This is a genomic window from Chryseobacterium urinae, assembly GCF_030518295.1.
Classification (GTDB): Bacteria; Bacteroidota; Bacteroidia; order Flavobacteriales; family Weeksellaceae; genus Chryseobacterium; species Chryseobacterium mucoviscidosis.
In genome coordinates, this window is the sequence record NZ_JAULSJ010000001.1 from 120,149 (window position 1) to 137,900 (window position 17,752).

14 protein-coding genes are annotated in these 17,752 nt (G+C 34.6%); 1 reads left to right on the forward strand and 13 read right to left on the reverse strand.

Annotated elements, in window-relative coordinates; translation table 11 throughout:
* Positions 1–377: 377 nt before the first annotated feature.
* The 8 genes from QWT87_RS00525 to QWT87_RS00560 all read right to left on the reverse strand — a co-directional run bounded on the left by QWT87_RS00525 (position 378) and on the right by QWT87_RS00560 (position 8,120).
* The gene (locus QWT87_RS00525) at positions 378–752 is read right to left on the reverse strand and encodes a hypothetical protein (RefSeq protein WP_302712627.1); all 375 of its coding nucleotides are present in this window, start codon (positions 750–752) and stop codon (positions 378–380) included.
* Positions 753–754: 2 nt separating this feature from the next.
* Positions 755–1,195, reverse strand: a complete 441-nt coding sequence (locus tag QWT87_RS00530) for a hypothetical protein (protein ID WP_302712629.1) — start codon at positions 1,193–1,195, stop codon at positions 755–757.
* A 142-nt stretch (positions 1,196–1,337) separates the two neighbouring features.
* On the reverse strand, positions 1,338–1,706 hold the full coding sequence (locus QWT87_RS00535) for a hypothetical protein (protein ID WP_302712631.1): 369 nt from the start codon (positions 1,704–1,706) through the stop codon (positions 1,338–1,340).
* Complete coding sequence (locus tag QWT87_RS00540; protein WP_302712633.1) at positions 1,703–2,128, reverse strand: hypothetical protein; 426 nt, start codon at positions 2,126–2,128, stop codon at positions 1,703–1,705. Before QWT87_RS00540 ends, QWT87_RS00535 begins: the two co-directional genes overlap by 4 nt.
* Positions 2,118–5,825 carry a hypothetical protein gene (locus tag QWT87_RS00545; protein WP_302712635.1) on the reverse strand — a complete coding sequence of 1,236 codons (3,708 nt, stop codon included), beginning with the start codon at positions 5,823–5,825 and terminating at the stop codon, positions 2,118–2,120. Before QWT87_RS00545 ends, QWT87_RS00540 begins: the two co-directional genes overlap by 11 nt.
* Before the next feature lie 1,202 nt (positions 5,826–7,027).
* The gene (locus tag QWT87_RS00550; RefSeq protein WP_076394835.1) at positions 7,028–7,393 is read right to left on the reverse strand and encodes a hypothetical protein; all 366 of its coding nucleotides are present in this window, start codon (positions 7,391–7,393) and stop codon (positions 7,028–7,030) included.
* A 48-nt stretch (positions 7,394–7,441) separates the two neighbouring features.
* Positions 7,442–7,612, reverse strand: a complete 171-nt coding sequence (locus tag QWT87_RS00555) for a hypothetical protein (RefSeq protein WP_157967283.1) — start codon at positions 7,610–7,612, stop codon at positions 7,442–7,444.
* 352 nt (positions 7,613–7,964) lie between these two features.
* A complete protein-coding gene (locus QWT87_RS00560) occupies positions 7,965–8,120 on the reverse strand; it encodes a hypothetical protein (protein WP_157967284.1) in 156 nt (51 codons plus the stop codon).
* A 935-nt stretch (positions 8,121–9,055) separates the two neighbouring features.
* Between QWT87_RS00560 and QWT87_RS00565 the strand changes: the two genes are divergently transcribed.
* On the forward strand, positions 9,056–9,718 hold the full coding sequence (locus QWT87_RS00565) for a S24 family peptidase (protein WP_302712640.1): 663 nt from the start codon (positions 9,056–9,058) through the stop codon (positions 9,716–9,718).
* A 115-nt stretch (positions 9,719–9,833) separates the two neighbouring features.
* Here the strand turns inward: QWT87_RS00565 and QWT87_RS00570 are convergent, their stop codons facing one another.
* The 5 genes from QWT87_RS00570 to QWT87_RS00590 all read right to left on the reverse strand — a co-directional run bounded on the left by QWT87_RS00570 (position 9,834) and on the right by QWT87_RS00590 (position 17,748).
* A complete protein-coding gene (locus QWT87_RS00570) occupies positions 9,834–10,712 on the reverse strand; it encodes an IS982 family transposase (RefSeq protein WP_302712642.1) in 879 nt (292 codons plus the stop codon).
* 78 nt (positions 10,713–10,790) lie between these two features.
* On the reverse strand, positions 10,791–11,945 hold the full coding sequence (locus QWT87_RS00575; RefSeq protein ID WP_185205231.1) for a hypothetical protein: 1,155 nt from the start codon (positions 11,943–11,945) through the stop codon (positions 10,791–10,793).
* 92 nt (positions 11,946–12,037) lie between these two features.
* Entirely contained in the window at positions 12,038–14,413 is a 2,376-nt protein-coding gene (locus tag QWT87_RS00580; RefSeq protein ID WP_302712645.1) for a hypothetical protein, read from the reverse strand.
* Positions 14,414–14,516: 103 nt separating this feature from the next.
* A complete protein-coding gene (locus QWT87_RS00585; RefSeq protein WP_214590336.1) occupies positions 14,517–14,780 on the reverse strand; it encodes a hypothetical protein in 264 nt (87 codons plus the stop codon).
* Positions 14,781–14,784: 4 nt separating this feature from the next.
* Positions 14,785–17,748, reverse strand: a complete 2,964-nt coding sequence (locus QWT87_RS00590) for a PKD domain-containing protein (RefSeq protein ID WP_302712646.1) — start codon at positions 17,746–17,748, stop codon at positions 14,785–14,787.
* Between the last annotated feature and the right edge of the window lie 4 nt (positions 17,749–17,752).

The window sequence follows — 17,752 nt, forward strand, 5'->3', positions numbered from 1 at the left end:
AGTGTACACAGCGTTATGATGAGAAATCGGAAGTGCTGTGCTTTTTTCTTTTGATCCGGCTGAAATTCCAGATTCAAAATTCAGAATTTTTAAGGAGAATAAGCCTTTTTTGGTGCGGGGGATTCTGTAGTTGCAGTAAACGAAGACTGGAAGGATTTAAAAATGATGAATCGGGTGAAAAATTTAGCGAAATTACTTTTAAACTTTACTTTGAATAATTTTCAGTTTAACCAAAAAAAGAAGGTCAATAACGGACATTAAATAAAAAATGTACAAATAGAAAACCGATTCAAATTTGTTGCGAATCGGTTTTCTATATTGCTATAAAGGCGGGAGCTAAATTTTAATTAGCCAAGGAGAAGAATAAGTGCCAGAAATCATGAAACATATATATCCTCATCTATAAGAATTACCTCTTTAGCTTTTATAATAAAAACATTATCTCCAAGATCTATTAGGTAAGTAACAAGATCATTGTTTAATGTTGCGGAAATTGCATGTATGTAATACAAGTTGCTGTAATCATTAAAATCAACACCTAACTCTCTTGCTGTTAACTCATTAACAGCTTTTTGACCAACTTCTTCTACATTATTAAATAAGAAACCTCCCTGAACAGATTCCCATTTACCATCTTCTTTTTGACGGGTATATAATGCAGCATCAAAAAAAGCTTTTTTAGAATTTGCATAATATTCAATATTCTTGCCTCGGTGCATTTTTTGGGTATGTTGTATAAATAATGGCGTCAATGTCACGATACTATTTTTTTTATTTTTTCACTATCTTCTCTGTAGATTTCAAAAAAACGGTTTTCACTTATTATATATTTCTCAGCTAATATATTGAAACAATAACCATCAATAACAAACACAAAGTGTTTTGCATCAAGTTGATGTCTAGTTCTCATTCCATTCGGTATCGTTGTTATCTGTCTTCCTTCTATATTGTTTTTTTTGTATTCATTATACCAGTCATTAGCTGTATTTAGATATAGCCCATTAGGAATATTTGTTTTTTGCTGATTATATTCTAATACATATTTAAAACCATAATTCCTTTCTTCATTATTTTTTAATATGCGAAATGTTACATAATTAAATAAATCTTCATCCAACTCAACCTGAATAAACTGTGTTCGAATACTGTCTAGAGATACAGATCCCTTAAATTCTTCTATTATTTTATTTTTCATTTGGTAATCATTTTTTTTCATATGGATATTGCTTTCCTTATGGTTTCATTTCAAATATTTTGCACAAGCAAGAAAGCACTTTTATTCAAAATAAAAGTGCTTTTTAAAACTTATTACATATTTGAAAATTTGTAATATTATTTTATCCTACCGCATAAACATCTTCTGTTACCAACTCTACTGATTTTGCCTTTATTATAGCTACATTGTCTCCAAGGTTCAGTAAAAATGTTTGAGTTCCTTCTTCATTCTCAATGGAATATAGACATTCAAGCATTCCATCATCAGATCTTATTCCAAATTCATCATACAAAAAACCAGTCTTAACTTTTTGGCTTAATTCTTTTACTTCATAAAAAAGAATCCCCACAACTACTGATTTTTCCTGATCTTTATCATACACATTTAATACTGTAAACGCTTTTTTTGAGCTATGATAATATTCTATAGTTTTGTTTCTATACATTTCGTATCCTTCTGTAAGAAATGGAAATACTGCTTGTGCTTTCATAGTATTAAATTTTTCATGGATTCGTATTTTCTAAATATTTCGAAAAACCTATTTATCATATTATATCCTTCAGCTAATATATTAAACTCATAATCTTCTATGTAGAAAATATAATGTTTAAATACTGAAAAATCTTTAATTTCTATTGAATACTTTCCCTTTCTGTTTTGTATGTATGAATCAATCCAATCGTTATTCTCTACTAAAACCAACTGGTTGCTTATAGGTTTTGTTTTGGGTATGATATCTTGTGTTGCTTCTAAAACTTCATAAAAAAGATATTCCCTTTCTAAGCCGTTTATAAATGCTCTTATATGAAATTGATTTAGTAATTCTGCTTCATCAATGGTATCATCACTATACTTAATTTGAGAACTGTCTAAAATGATAGAATCAAACTCTTCTAATATTTTATTTTTCATTTGGTAAATAATTTTTTATTTCTTCTATAGGTATTATTTTTCCTTGTTGGTTTTTAATAATCATGCTTCCGTTTTCTTGTTCAATTAATTTCCAAGTTTCTTTGTTACCGAACATTCCCTTCTCAGGCTTTTTAATAAACTTTCCATTCTCATCCAAATATACAATAATATCCATATCTGTTCCTTTCGTTTTAGTTGTCATTTTGAAGGTATTTTTAGCCATAAGCTCATCAGGGTGTATGTATTCTATTTTAATATTTTCCCTTCCTGCAATTTTATAAGCTGCTAACCGTCGGTGGTCAACCGTCCATAATCCTTTGGCATCTTCTGCCATATTATACCAAATTTTAATATTATTTGCAGGCAAAGATTTACCCATATACAAATTGTAAGCATTCTCCAGTACAAAATAATCACCTGTAGGATTGCTTATTGAAGATTGCATAAACCTAATCTCCTTGACTTCCACAATACGTATTTTCCCAACTGGAAGTTTTCCTGGTGTAATATCTTCTTTTTGCGGAAATTTATACCCATTCCTTTCGTGCATTGTTTCCTTTGGACTGTGCCGTTTGGTTAATGTAACTTTACTAAGATCTTCCTCAACTTGCGCTTTATTCTCTTTCCTTATCTTCGAAAGTTCTGGTTCTATTTCTTCCGCAATCCAATCCGCTTTTTCCTGATCGGTTAGCATAGCGTCCGCTTCAAGCTCTTCAATTTGACGCATTAGTTCAGGATTATCTTCCAATTCCAACACATATTTTTCACGAATGGGTGCACAAGGCGAAGCACAAATATATATTTCTCCTCTTTCAGTGATGGTAACCGTATGTCCTTCATGGGTTTTTGCCTGTCCATAAGATTTTCCATGCTCGGTTTGGATAGGTTTTACATCCTCCTCCCGAATACTGGATTTTCCTTTTTCCTTCATCCATTCAGGTCGATAATCTTTCTTCCCCTTCTCAATAATTTTTCCTTTGAATTTGCTATAAGCTTTGCCTACTTTAGTATTTTTAATCTTTGCCTTAAAATTGGCAAGTTTGGGTGAGAATTTAGGCTCTAAAGCTTTTACTATTCTGGTTGCCAGAGCCCCTAAAGCCATGAACACCGCAATAATAGCCAATGCAAATCCACTATTAGCAATACGTTGATAAGCATATTGTAAACGATCATAACCAGTTTCAACATCATTACTTTCGTAATTAACCGTTGAATTATCATCTTTTGATTGTTCACCACCTTGCCCGCTTTCATTATTTTCGTTTTGTCTCTTCTTTTTGACAGCCTCTCCTTCTACACCATCATCATCAACAGTAAGTATATCAAAAACAGCTTTTGTTATAATACTGCCTTCTGTTGCTAACATTGATATTAATAAGCCTTCACCTAATGCTGTCGCAAATTCCAATCCCGCCATAATACCAGGTATTGCTCCGACTCCGCCAAAAAATGCACCTATTATACCTCCAATCAATACGCTTCCAATGGTAATCCAACCAGAAAACGCACCAACAACATTATTTAAAGTCTGCATCCATGCTAATCCGCCATCAACAGCTTTACTAAAATTATTATTAGAAATATTTTTCCATATTTCTGGGATAAGTGTCCATAACTTCGGAGCATCTGTACGAACAGGACCTCCTTCTGCAAAGGGCCAAACTAAATACCATATCATTTTTTTCATTTCGCCCCACCAATTGCCCGCCATATAACCCAAGATAGGCTGCAGGTAAGTCCATACTCCTGTAATATGTTTTGCAAATGATACTCCGGCTTGTCCAAAGAATTTTTTAAACTGATTGTTTGCTTCTCCGGGTATTTTTTCTATAAACGGAGCTATAAAACCAATAACATATTTTTCTAAAATCTTTGGATCGTTCCAAATCTCTTGAATTCCGGTTATTAAATTTTTGAAAAGATTGTATTGCTTTTCAATATCAAAGATAAACTCAAGCATTTTAATTATTCCGGAAACAATCGTATTAATCGCATCAAGCACAAAATTATATACCGCTTGCAACGCTCCCAGTAAGGTATCTACTGCTTGAGCCATGAAATCAATAATAGCAGCCACCGCTTTCTTAAAGACTTCAAAAACCTGATTCACCAATTTTTCGGCTGCAGCTACGTATTTATCTATTTTGGCTTTCAGTCGGTCTCTTATAGCAGGGAACGCAGCCAAAGCAATATCCAGAAAGCCTTTTAATAATGAAGCAAATCCTTTGATAAGATTTACAATAGCTTTTCGGGCAATTTCCAGTGCAGCTAAAACTAATTTTTTGGCAGCCTCAAAAATGGCTTTAACTGCTTCCCGCAGTTTGGTGAAAATATAATTCAATGCATTTTTAAGCGCATTAATGAATGCTGAAGCCTTGTCTGCAACCCAGCCGAAGAATCCGCCGCTTTCTTTTTTCTTTTCAGCTTTTTTCTCTTGTGCATTTTTGTCGGCTTCCTGTTTTTTCTTGAGAGCTTCTTTGTTAGCCGTATCAATATGACCCTGAGCTGCCGTTTCGCCTTTGCTCTTTTCCGTTTTTATATTCCCAAGTGTTGTTTTGGTATAGTCATTAGATTTTTTAGCAAAATCTGCCTCCGTTTTATCAAGTGCATTTTGCCATTCCACTCTGGAACTGTGAACATCCGACTGGGCATCTTTTACCGTTTTAAGCTGATTTTGGTGAGATTTATCTTTTTCCTCTCCTATCTTTGTTTCGGCATTTTGTTCCTGCTCAAGCATTTTTTGGTGATGCTCCAGTTCGGCTGCCTGATATTTTTCATTCTCTGCCTCTATTTTCGTCTGAATAACAGGTGCAAACTGAGCATTAATTCCGGATTCATCAATACCTTCCAATTTCAGGGCATTAATAGGCTGCTTTTTAGCTGCCTTGGAAGTTATTTTGTGTGAAGGTTTTAGAATTTCATCTTTTGGTTTCTTAATAATGTCGTTCTCACCATAATCTTTATGAATATCTTGTCCTGCATGATCTTTTTTGATGCTGAGATCCTGAGCAACATCATGCTGCTCGATAGACAGGTGCTCTAGATCTGCTTCTCCCGTAAGATCTAATCTTGCGCTTTGCTGCATTGTTGCAGGAATTGCAGAAGTATTTAGATTAATCGCATCCAGCTGGCTTTGGGCCTGCTTTTCAATACCTCCCTTTGCATTTGCTGTCTTAAAAGTATAATCAACTTTTTTAAGCGGGTCTTTTTGTGGGAATGAGATTTCTTTCAGCTGTGATTTTTGACTTACAGATTTAACCGTCTTTTTGCTTGATTTTGCTGTTGTTTTATTAGCTTTTGTTTTACTTTTTCCTTTAGATCTGGAAAAAGCACTGCCCGTTTTTGCATTTACTTTTGGAAGTCCGGTTGTGGCTTTCTCGGCTTGGTTATGTAAAAGTGTAGTACTGTTGTTTTGAACAGCATTAAAATGATCTGCCAGTTGTGTCGCCGGAGAATGGGACAAGTCTGCCAAAGAAAAATCAGCATTGGCTTTGCCTTCTGTTTTTATCTGCTGCTTGGTTTCCAGATTTTTTTTATTTTCCTGATGAGCTGCTGCCTGTTCTTCTAATGTTTTTGGCATATACGTTCCGGATTTCAGATCATGATAATCTTTAACCTGACTGATATTCAGCGTGGAAATATAATCTTTTTCCGCTTTTTGGGTATCCGGATGATTGATATCCCCGGTTTCTGCCATACTTTCCTGATGTTTTTTAAACATGATCCCGGAACCCTGATCGTAAATGGTCTGTGAACCGTGAACCGGAGCGATAATTCCGTTTGCATTTGTCTTATTGATATTCGGGGTTGCGAATCCTGCGAGAACTGCAGATTCTTCCGGTTTTTGGGTTTTTAAAGGAGCAACTTCCGTCACAGGCAGAGATACCACCACCGGTTTTTTAGCCTTCTGCTTTTTGCTCTGGCTATGATGGTTTTTGTTGTCTTTTTCTACAGGTTTTGCTGCTTTCATTGACTTAGTGTTTTTTAATTATATTTTGTTTAAAAGGCACGTAAAGCACAACAATGGAAGCTGTGCTTTACCGTACCTGATGGAACTGAAAATCAGACTCGGTAACGTAGTTATTTAAGATTTCACTGCCTGTAAGGTGTAAACAGCGTTATGATGAGAAATCGGAAGTGCTGTGCTTTTTTCTTTTGATCCGGCTGAAATTCCAGATTCAAAATTCAGAATTTTTAAGGAGAATAAACCTCTTTTGGAGCGGGGGATTCTGTAGTTGCAGTAAGTGGTTTCCCGAAATGATTTCTGATGACGGTAATACAGAAATTTACTTTAAACCTTTACCACAAAAGATGCAAGAAATTTAAACACTTTAGTTTTTTTAAGTTTAATGCTAAATGAAAAAAAGAGCATATAAGTTAAAAAATCAAAGATTTTTTAATGTCTTGATTATTTTAAATGGGACGTTTACTGTTATGCAATTTTATTGCAGTATTCTTTCTCTACGCTCCACTGTCCTGTACCGAAAGTTTACTGTGATGTATTTTTATTGCAGTATTGTATATTTATATTCCATTGTTATGGATTGAATGTTTACTGTACAGCAATTTTAACAAAATGTTCTCCGTTTACATTCCACTGTCTTAGATTGAAGGCTTACTGTTCTGCAACTTTATTATTGCTCACCTTTTCTACTGCTTACTACAGTACATTTTTATCAATGCTCACTCCTTCCCATACTCCGGTAAGCTATATTTTAGCCTTACTGCACTACAATTTTATTCAAACCCACTTTTCCTAAAGCTTAGTACACAAGATTCAAATAATATTTTAAAGGAGTTTAGCCTGCTTCATGTAATGACGTTTTCAGATGTTGGTTTTTAACAACAATAATTAATTGTTTTTGATATTTTTCCTGCTTCGAAGGATTTCTTTGTTCTTTATTTTATCTCTTCTTTCTTTTCTTTTTCTTCTTCAGGCTGTCTGTTTGGCTGGTTTCCGATGTAAAGATTCATGGTTGTATCAATCCAGTTGGGAAGATTGGTGGTAATCATTTTCAGGAACTTGTCGTAGCCATAGCCGAGTACAAACAATATTCCTGTGGAATACCATTTGTTGTGGAGTTCGGCACTTTTCATGACATAGCTCATGGTGAAACCGACAATAATCACGATAATTAAGGTGATGATATGTTCCCAAGGCCTCTTTTTTTCTTTGTTCTGTATGGAGATCAATACTCTTAACAGTCCTCCCGAAAATGCAATGGCAGTTCCGATGAGGAGGGCTTTTATACTATCTAAATTCATTCTTCATATTGTTATTCATTAAAATTGATTTTTCACAACGCTAAGTTGTTAATCGTCCTGATCGAGCATATACATATCATCCAGAAATTTTCTGCTCGTTTCGATGTTTTCGTTTTCGCTGAGGTAAGCCAGCTCGTCTATAAGATCACTGATGTCTCTATCGGGATCCTGAAATTTTTCTAAGTTTTCTTTAATTTTTTTGTTCTCTTCTTTTTCCATGACTACCAAAATTTATTAATGCTGATTTTTAATTTTCAATTTCTTCCTGTTACTTTCGAAACCATTGTATTGCAGGTTAATCTTTAGCCTCAAAAGCATCGTTCCGGAAAGTAAAACAGTTTTTACCTTGCTGTTGTTCTCTATAAATTAAATGGATAATGAAAAGACAATCTTTTATTGATCTGATGGGCAGATTGAATTAGAAGCACTGAACTGTGCGGTTGCTTGGTCTTAAGCTTTTTAGAATATAATTTTCCGGCTCTAATTTTTTGTGATGGTGGATCAGTTGTAAAAGATTGTCCTGAGGAAGCCGCACGAAATGCGGATATTTAATAACTTTTGTTTTTCCGTTTTACTCCTGAATAATGTTGTAAATGGTTCTTTCCGACAAAAACAGCATCTCCGTAAGCTCGGTTACAATAACTTTCATTTGTTTGTCCTGATTGCGTTTTACATAATCGTTGACAAAGTCTTTTCTTTTCTCTACAAGTTCTTTACTACGTTTCATTTTTAAAAAGGTTAAAAGTTGTTTTAATAAAATAATTTTTCGTGTCTTTTTTTGATCAATTGAGTCAATAAAATCCTGCAAAGGCTTAAGTCTGCCTCTGAAAAGATGTTTAATGATGTTGTTTGATTTTTAATTCTCAGAAGTCGGCTTCCTGTGTTTTCCGGCGCAGTTTCATCGGCCTGTCTTCCTGAATTTTATTTTCCTTCGTATGCGAAAAGTATCTTCATATACAATTTGTTTAAACTTAATAGCAAAGGCGCAAGAATTTTATCTGCAATAAAATTAAGCATCAATCCTTGTTGGAAATCTTGGATTTTCCTGCGCCTCTAAAGATCTGAGACCAATAAAATCTTGAGTCTTTGCTTCTTCCAACAAGAAGCTCTTTATTTAAAAAAGTTTAAACAAATTCATATTAAAGAATGAATTTCTTTCTGCAAACTCAGATTCTCCGCTTTGGAATGTATTTAAATTATTACTGACAGTTATAATGAATCGATATTTTATAATCTGAACAGCAGCTTTGTCTTACATTTTCAACGGTCTGTGTTTATGGTCGTTAAAACAAAACAGCAAATGTTCGCATTACCAATTTAAAAAATGCACATTTTTCGGAAAAAAAAATTTAAAATCAATAACAAAAATATTCATATCAATATAAAAACGCACTTTTTACAGTAATTTCTATTATTGAAATTTCATCTTCTGTCTGTAAACAAAAAGCACATAAACAATTTTAAATATTTGATTAACAAACTGTATTAAACCAAAAAAAATTAAAAAGCATCAAATATGTATTAAATTGTTGTGATAATTTTTGTACATTTGCCGTATTCTGTTTTAACAACGCGACAAATATACGAACAATGTTCGTATTTCAAAATAAAAAAGGAAAATATTTTGCGTATTTTTTCATAAATAACGATAAACATATCAAAATGACCAACTTAGAATTCAAAGAGATCAGAAAGAAATTAAAGATGAAGCAGGCCGAGATTGCCGAGGCGATAGGAGTTGGTACGAGAGCCGTCCAGTACTGGGAAAAAGGGGAAAGAAAAATACCGGAAACCACTGCTTATTTTGTAAAAAATCTTTTGCAGGAACAGCAGCAGAAACAGGATAACAGTGCTTCTCCTCTTGCTTATTCGGATCTAAAGATCATGTACGTTCCGTTGGCGAACCAATACGCACAAGCCGGATATCTGAGCAGATTTGCAGATGAGGAATATATAGAAAGTTTACCCACGATTCCTTTCAGTGATGATGTGGAACATCGCGGCGAATATATGTGCTTCGAAGTCCGTGGCGACAGTATGGACGACGGCTCCTACGAAAGTTATCTTGAAGGCGATATTATTTTATGCAGAAATATCCGTCAGGATTACTGGATGAGCAAGCTGCATTATGATAAGTGGGATTTTGTCATTGTACACAAAGAAAAAGGGATTCTTGTGAAAAGGATCATCAATCATGATGTGGAACGAGGCATTATCACTCTTCATTCTCTGAATGAATATTACGAAGATTTTGAAATCCATCTTGAAGATGTAGCCAAACTTTTCAATATCATCAGTACGAGACGTAAAAATAACAGAAGGTGATAGAAAGCTTTATCATAGAATAAAAAGTCCGTCTCACAACGAGTGAAAACGGACTTATTTTATAATTTCACTTGATATCTATTGCTTTTTAATCTATTAAACACTCGTAGTGCATTTAGGCAATATTGATTTTTAAATTATTGATATTCCTATTTGCATTTCTGTTTATTGTTTGAATAATAGTGAGCGTTACTATTTTTGAAAGTATCCTTGTTTTAAAACCTAAAAAACTTTTGGCGTAATTCCTTCTAATCATAAACTGGTCACAAAGTTGAGAGAATAAAGTTTCTATCCTCTTTCTGCACTTCTGTATTATGTAAGGCTGAATTTTATAATTTTTTTGGTTCTTTCTCATTGGAACTTCCAGTTTTATATTATGCGATGTAAACAGGTCTAATTGGTACTCTGCAGACAAATATCCTTTATCACCCAAGATTGTACAATTTTCAATTTGTTGCTTTATATCTTTCAGATAATGAATGTCATGTACTGAGGCTGGGATAATATCCAAACTTTGAAACACATCTTCTGCTGAACAAACCGCATGAAGTTTATAACCATAGTAATGCATTTTCTGTGAAGCACAATACCCTCTGTTTGGAAGAGCATAATCCGTTTCTTTACATATTCTACTGCGTGAACTTCTTGATAATTTGCAAACTTCTAATGGCATACTGTCTACTACAAAATACTTTTCAGAGCCATTAAACCTTTCTGCTAATAATTTTCTAATCCTTTCCATATGGTTAAACAGTTTCCTTTTTCTTCTATTGTAAACGCTTCGTTCGATAAGTGATTTAATTTCAACAGGTAAGATTCTAAAAAGCTGATGCTCACTATCAATACTCATATATTCAGAAGTCAGATTGATGGCGATTATCCTTAAATCTGTTAACTTGGGTTTTCGTATCTGAAATAAAAAATTCTCACTATCTAATTCTAATTTCTTTAATACTTCTAAAATTTTCTCGTAATTTGCTCTAAAGTTGTGCATTTAATTGTTTGTGTGGTAACTACAATTTACTGCTTTTTAGCAGCTTGCACAACTTTTACTCAATATAACACAAATGCACTACGGGTCTATTAAACAACTAATATCGGTTTGTAAGATACCTGTTGCACCAGTAATAGAAAATATTTTATCTCCAACTTGCTGACCATAATTGTAAATTTTTATATATGAATAGCTTCCACCCGTTACAGGAGTTCCGTTACTATTATATAATTGTGAACCAATATGGGGTGTTAAAGTATCAAATCCTAAAAGATGAGTATCTTTTGTTGTCCTGCAGGCAGAAGCGGTATCATCATGAAAGCTTACTCCGAAAGAGTATAATTGTGAAATTTTATAATCTCTGCTAATAACATTACTATATAAAATTTTCCCGTTAGAATAAGTAACCTTTAAACGCATCGAATAATTATGATTAACAGGATCAAATCCAAAAGCGTGAGAGGTTGTTCCACTTCCGTTATTTTCTAAAACCCAAGCCGAGCCTAAAGTAACATCAGTCAATTCCCATTCTGTCGCTTTAATTGCACCTTCATAAGTGGAAATTCTTACCGAATAAAGATATGCATTTGAAGAATTATCATAATGAGTACTTAAATCTGTTCCCGCATTATCCCAAGCTATTAACACTGGATAATAAGTACCAGATGTAAATTGTATAACATTTGACCAATCTGAAACCGTACCTGCTGGTGTACAATATTTTCTTGCCCTTATATACAGAACAGTATCATTGGGAATGTCTCCGCTATCCATTTGAATATTTTCAATTTGATTGTACTGAAATCCCACTCTAGAGTGAACGATTTTTGCAAAACTACTATCTGTTGCTATTTGGTATTCTGGTGACCAGGAACCTAAATTAAGGACCGTATAATCCATCACGATTTGTCCATTAGAAAGTACATCTACTTTATTAATAACTGGTGTTTCACAAGCTGAAGGATTACAATTTCCAATTTTAAATAAGCTTTTTCCTTTAGCTATAACCCCATCTTCATCCATTAATTCTACAATGAGCTCATAGTCACCTTCATTCTGAATAAAAGGAAGCTTTACAGTGTCTGAAGAGCTTGGAATAGGATTTATATTGTATTCGGAATATGGATCAGACGGACTTCCGTTTTTATTTTTATAATAAGCAATTGCGCTTTTTATTGGCTTAGAAGATGTGTAATCTACCTTAAATGAAATATTGCATGTTTCTGTTGCCATTATTTTATTTTATATTGTTATTAAATTTAATAAGCAAAGGGTGAATTTTTAATCTTTCAACTGCATAAGGATCCCCTTTCTTATTGTGATATTTATTTAGGAATACGTCCTTCACAGCAGTCTCCTCCTTCCTCGAAGACGATACCTTTAATAATGATGGGATTTTCTTCGTACCAATTTTCAAGAGATACATTCTGTTCACATCCGCCTCCAATAACTTTTACTTTTATGTTCGGAATTTTTCTCGGAGAAAGATTATTAAACGTATGAGTTACAAAACCTTTTGAATCCGGATTTTGAATTACCTGACTTCCATTATCAAGGAAATCCCAGCTATACTGATAATCCATGAAATTTTCTCCTGTTATTTTGAATTTCACAACAGATGCTGTTGAATCAGACTCAGGAATATCAACTTTCTCCACGACAATTCTCACCTGCGGTTCTGTAATCACGGTTACAGTACAATCAGTAGGTTTTCCGTTAACATTAAAACTGATTAGCTGGTTATGCAATTCCTGACTTACCGATGCAGGATTAAAGAAGTATAATCCGTCAACTACCTCTACACAACCATCCAGATCAGAATCTACATTTGCCGTTACGATGCCATTGAAAGGAAATACTGTAAACGGAATTTTCTCCGCTTTGGCACAAATAGTCGTATTAGGTAAACTCAGATTAATCTTCACTTTCGGCGTACAGCAGATGTACGGAAGCGAGAAATCTGCCACAATAACTTCATTTCTCCCAATATGATCATACACCATGATAAAAGTACCTCCTTTTGCAACTCCGTGTTTATGTTCTAAACCCGAATATTTATCAATATATTCATTAAAATACGCCTTTGAAAGATCTTTATTTTTTAATAATTCTTTGAAAGACAAAAGCATGATATCAAATCCGAGCTGTTGCTCATCTCTGATTTTTTTTATCTGATCAAATGCATCCTGATAATGCATTCCCTGATGTCCCTCAATATTATAAAATGAAGCTCTGTCAATGTTAAAACCTAAAGGTTTTCTCACATAAGATTCTTGTGAGAAAAGACCAGAATTATAGCCTATATTATTTCGGAAAGCCGGAGTTCTTACTTTATTAAAATCCCAAACTTTCAGGAAATTATCTGTAATCCTGTAATAAAAAGGGATTGCTTTATTCCCTAAGAATTCTGACTTTTGAGATGGGGTGATTTTAATGGCGGATTCCGCTTCTATTGGTATATCATTCCCAATGACTTCTACATTGCGGTTTGGATATTTAAAATTCTGTACCAGCAAATTAAAACGGCTAATTAATGTTTTAACTCTCTGCACCGCCTTTTCATCATCCAAGGCCGGAGAATTGTAAAACTGATGTCTTGAAGAATCCAGCTGAGTTTCTGAATTTAATTTCCCTAACATCATATGCTTAGGAAAAGAAGCAAAATCGGGAAGACACTTCGTAAAAGTCTTAGGAAGCAGTCTGATGATTTCGGAATACGTAGCCGTTAAATCTTTTACCACATCATAAGCATACTGAAAACCAAACGGAAGGTTAAGACATTCTTCCAAAACACTTTTAAAAGTAAGATGATCCGCAACAGGAAGTCCAAACATTTTAGAAATTTCGTAGATTTTTCTAAAAACCAGCTCACCATAGCCGTTTCTTTCTAAAACATCGGCATACATATTTTTTAAATCGGCATAGGAAAATCTTGTTTCAATTCCTTTTTCCTGAATAAGCCTTTCCAGAATCACGCGTTCCTGCTTTACCGAGCCTAATATGTCCTCTATAAATAACGGATGCGGCTGAATACGGTCTTTCTGAAGAATATAATTAGCACCCTGTTCGTTTGTAACCAATACTTTAAGATTTCGGATCTGCTGAATTCCGTGGTTGTCACAGTCGACGCCTCTACAAGGCTTTACTTCTTTCTCATAGCTTTCCAGATAGAGCATTAAATATTGATCTTCCAGATTTGAGAAATTAGCAACAGGCTGAAAATCTGAAGTTGCTTCCTGAACTGTTGCCAGCTCCCAAAGTTCAATCTGTCCTCCGTTTTCGTCATAAAATGGAGGATAGTTTACCTTGAAATTGTCGTATTTTTTAAAGTGAGTATATTCTTTACTATCAATGCTGATTGTCTTTAAATCACTTACATATAACTCTTCGCTTACCTTACTCGTATTATTCAGGGTAAGCAGATCTCCGTCTGTTGTAACTGCAACTCCCTGCGAAAGTTTTATGCTGTTGAGTTTTTTATTGGAATAGGTAAGCTCAGGTTTAAAACCACATACTATACCTACCCCCTGAAGCATTACTCTGGATAAGCGATCCTGATCTTCAAAAAAGTCTAAAAACTCATTGAACTGAGTATATTCAATGTATTGTCCTTTGCTGAATTTGCGGTACCGGGTCGATATATCACTTAATTGAATAAAGTTCCGGTATTTCTCCGGTATATTATTTAATTGATTATTCATTATTGTTCATTTTTAATGATTTGTTAAAATGATTTAAACAACACCTTAGACAAATGTATTTCTAAGGTGTTATTTTAATTACTGCTCTGATTCTTAACTGAACTTATTGGCAAGTCTGGCATTTACAGGAAGACTGGGCAGTAAATACTTTTTTTGTAAGCGTATTTAAATATTCCCTATACTTCCGGATAAAAATCTCTGCTGTTTCCGACATAAGAATCCTGTCCTGTACAGTATCGAAACTTATATACACCACATCGTTCAGGATAAAAATCTGCTTTATATCAATCACAGAATCTTTTGTAGTTAATAAGCTGTTTACCTCAATCGTAATTCCGTCTTTTTCATATGTATCAATCAGTTTCATACTATTATGGTTTTACTTCTCCTGTACAAGGATTAATTGTTAAGAAATTATTTCTAGGACATCCGTCATAAATCACGACTCCGCCAAGTTTTAATGTAGTCCATGCCACACCATCATGACAGCTATTGTCTGCACATACTAAAGAGAATGATATAAACCCTTCCCCATTCAGATCTGTGGCTGCGATAGACTGTGCATCCGTAGGACTCAGGAAGAAGGTATTAATCCTGTTTGGTCCTCTAAGTTCACCATTCGGACGTAATTGTCCGTTTTCAAGAGTTTCACTTGCATTATTCAGGTTCACACCACCGATTCTGTACACTCCGTTCGCCATTAAATTGAATTTCGCGCTATTACATCTGTGATTTCCGGGACATGGTCCTAAGCTTTCATTGTACTGAACGGTAATCTCCAGACTAGAGAGACACTGAACGAGTGACTGACCTTTCAGTTTTATAGGGGATATCGTATATTGTGTGCTGCATTCACTTCCATTACTCACAGAAAGTATCGGGTTGAACGTATCTTCCTGACCAGCAACCAGATTATAGGTATGAGATTGATTTACAACTCCATTTGCATCAGGAGCTGGTTTCGTTACAGTAACTAACTGACCGTCACCGAAATTCCAGTTATAGTCAAGATTACCTAAATTATTACCAGAAACAGTAAATGTTACCGTTGCTGTAGGATTTGTAGGGTTTTCTCCATTTACAGGAGTTCCTGTTGTTACCGTAACATTTGGAACTTCATTAACAATCATTTGAGTATCCACAGGATCATCATTAACTGTGAAAGTAATGGTTTGTCCGAGATAAGCTGCGCCAACCAATGCCGGATCAAAATAACTTTGTCCTCCGGTCTGGGTAATGGCGGATATTTCTGTTCCGTTTACAAATGCTTTTACCTGACCATCCAAAGGAACGATTGTCATAAGAACCGGTTTTTCATTTTGGCAAAGTTTACCTGAAGGTAATGATAAGAACACAGGATCTTTTTTGGAACAGCATAAATAAGGCAATGAGAAATCTGCAAGAACCTGATTATTGGCTTCCGATTCGCAGATTAAAACAAAGGTTCCGCCCGGTTCTACACCGGAAAGATGCTCCAAACCGGATTTTCTTTCTAAAAAATCGCTTAAAAGTTCTGTAGAAATTTCTTCTTTTCTGGGATCTTCTTTTACGATCGTAACGTCGTCTGATGATCCGGAAGGGGTCTCAAATTTAGCTTTATTCAATAATTTAAGATCACTGTCTAGTTTCGATAAATTAAGGAGCGCATTTTTAGGATCGCCAGTTTCTTTGCTGATCTCATTGGAAACAGACAATAATTTATTTCTGAGCTCTTCAATGGAAACTTTTCTTGGCTCTTCAGGCTCATCGTCTGTTTTTTTACCGTCATTTAAAAGTAAAACGCTAACGTCAAAAGCCAGTCCGTACTTCACTTTAAGATCATTAATATTCTGTACCGCTGTTTCATAAGGCAATCCAAGATGACCTTCAATTCTATAGAAATCATTGTTATCGATATTATAATTCAGAGGATTCTGAACATGATCTTCTGATGATAAGTTCGCAGTATGATAACTTAAATTATACGTTTCTCTGTCTGTTTTTGTCTTTTCGAAATTCCACTTATCAAGTAAAGACTTATCGACATTATAATAATATGGGATTGCTTTTTCTCCTAATCTTACATAAAGATTGGACGGTGTAATTTTAACCGGTCCTACATACGACTGAAATCCTTTGATTTTCTGAACAAAACGATTGGCAAGCAACATCAGCCTTTCATAATTTTCATCATCTTGGGTTGTGATGGGAGAATGATAGAATCCGTGACGGAAAGCAGCATATTCTCCCAGTTCCAAAGAACCTCCGACATATCCCAACATCAAATGTTTAGGGAATGAAGCAATAGTCGGGCAACATTCTACATTCAGATGTAAGATCAGTCCTTTTATTTCGTTGTAGGTATCTATGAGATCTTTCAGGAGATCATATCTGTACTGAAAATCATCCAGTCTTGGGGAAGATGCAGACAATAAAGTATTGAGTTTATTAAAAAGCGATAAACCACTGAAGTTAAGATCTATTTTAAAAGTATCTGCAATAGCACCAAAACCGTCGGACAATTTCGAAACAGAATCCATGGCGTTACGAAATTTTGTTTTTAACTGGTCTGCTGTTTCAACTTTAGGATCAAGAATCACTCTTTTAGCTTCAATATTCGGTAAACGATCAAAAAGTTCTTCGTAAGAATTATGAATTTTATACAGCGTATCTTTTGCATTTCCGCTCGTCATAAGATCGGAAACAGACTGAAAATCTGCCAAAAGCACTTTAAGATCAGAAACCTGCTCTGCTCCGGTGTTATCACAATCGGCATCTTCACAAGGAGTCTCATCATTAGAATAGCTTTCCAGATAAAGGATGATGATTTTTTCATTCAGTTTTTCCAGAGTTTTAATATCTTTAAAACTTCCTGTGTCTAATCCTTTAATTTTCATTTGCTTCAGTTCGTCTTCGGTTGCCAGTTCCAATAAAGGAATCTGTTCTTCTCCGATTCGGAAATGATCATACTTCACTTTGTCTTTATACTCTCTGAAGTATCTGTAATTTTTGGTATTAAAGTCTATGGTAACGTCCGAAGATTTTTCTTTTCCTGTACGAAGGGTAATTAAATCTCCGTCTGTGGTAACGCCTGCTCCCTGAGTTATCACAATGGTATCCAAAGCATTTTCAGCCTTTTGCGGAGCGATTTTTTCCATAACTTCTGTAATGAGACCGGAACTGGTAATTGTGGATTTAAATCCGCATACAATTCCTACACCGCTGAGAAGTGTTCTCGAGAGCCTGTCCTGATCTTCGAAATAGTCTATGAATTCATTTAACTGCCCATCCGTAAGTACCTGATTTTCGTTAAACTTTCTATATTGGGTTGTTACATTATCTAATTTAGCATTCATTGTT

Bases quoted from the DNA above. Each gene is read 5' to 3' on its own strand.
- QWT87_RS00530 (WP_302712629.1), bottom strand. From the start codon at position 1,195: ATGAAAAATAAAATAATAGAAGAATTTAAGGGATCTGTATCTCTAGAC.
- QWT87_RS00535 (WP_302712631.1), bottom strand. From the start codon at position 1,706: ATGAAAGCACAAGCAGTATTTCCATTTCTTACAGAAGGATACGAAATG.
- QWT87_RS00540 (WP_302712633.1), bottom strand. From the start codon at position 2,128: ATGAAAAATAAAATATTAGAAGAGTTTGATTCTATCATTTTAGACAGT.
- QWT87_RS00545 (WP_302712635.1), bottom strand. From the start codon at position 5,825: ATGGCAGAAACCGGGGATATCAATCATCCGGATACCCAAAAAGCGGAA.
- QWT87_RS00550 (WP_076394835.1), bottom strand. From the start codon at position 7,393: ATGAATTTAGATAGTATAAAAGCCCTCCTCATCGGAACTGCCATTGCA.
- QWT87_RS00555 (WP_157967283.1), bottom strand. From the start codon at position 7,612: ATGGAAAAAGAAGAGAACAAAAAAATTAAAGAAAACTTAGAAAAATTT.
- QWT87_RS00560 (WP_157967284.1), bottom strand. From the start codon at position 8,120: ATGAAACGTAGTAAAGAACTTGTAGAGAAAAGAAAAGACTTTGTCAAC.
- QWT87_RS00565 (WP_302712640.1), top strand. From the start codon at position 9,056: ATGACCAACTTAGAATTCAAAGAGATCAGAAAGAAATTAAAGATGAAG.
- QWT87_RS00570 (WP_302712642.1), bottom strand. From the start codon at position 10,712: ATGCACAACTTTAGAGCAAATTACGAGAAAATTTTAGAAGTATTAAAG.
- QWT87_RS00575 (WP_185205231.1), bottom strand. From the start codon at position 11,945: ATGGCAACAGAAACATGCAATATTTCATTTAAGGTAGATTACACATCT.
- QWT87_RS00580 (WP_302712645.1), bottom strand. From the start codon at position 14,413: ATGAATAATCAATTAAATAATATACCGGAGAAATACCGGAACTTTATT.
- QWT87_RS00585 (WP_214590336.1), bottom strand. From the start codon at position 14,780: ATGAAACTGATTGATACATATGAAAAAGACGGAATTACGATTGAGGTA.
- QWT87_RS00590 (WP_302712646.1), bottom strand. From the start codon at position 17,748: ATGAATGCTAAATTAGATAATGTAACAACCCAATATAGAAAGTTTAAC.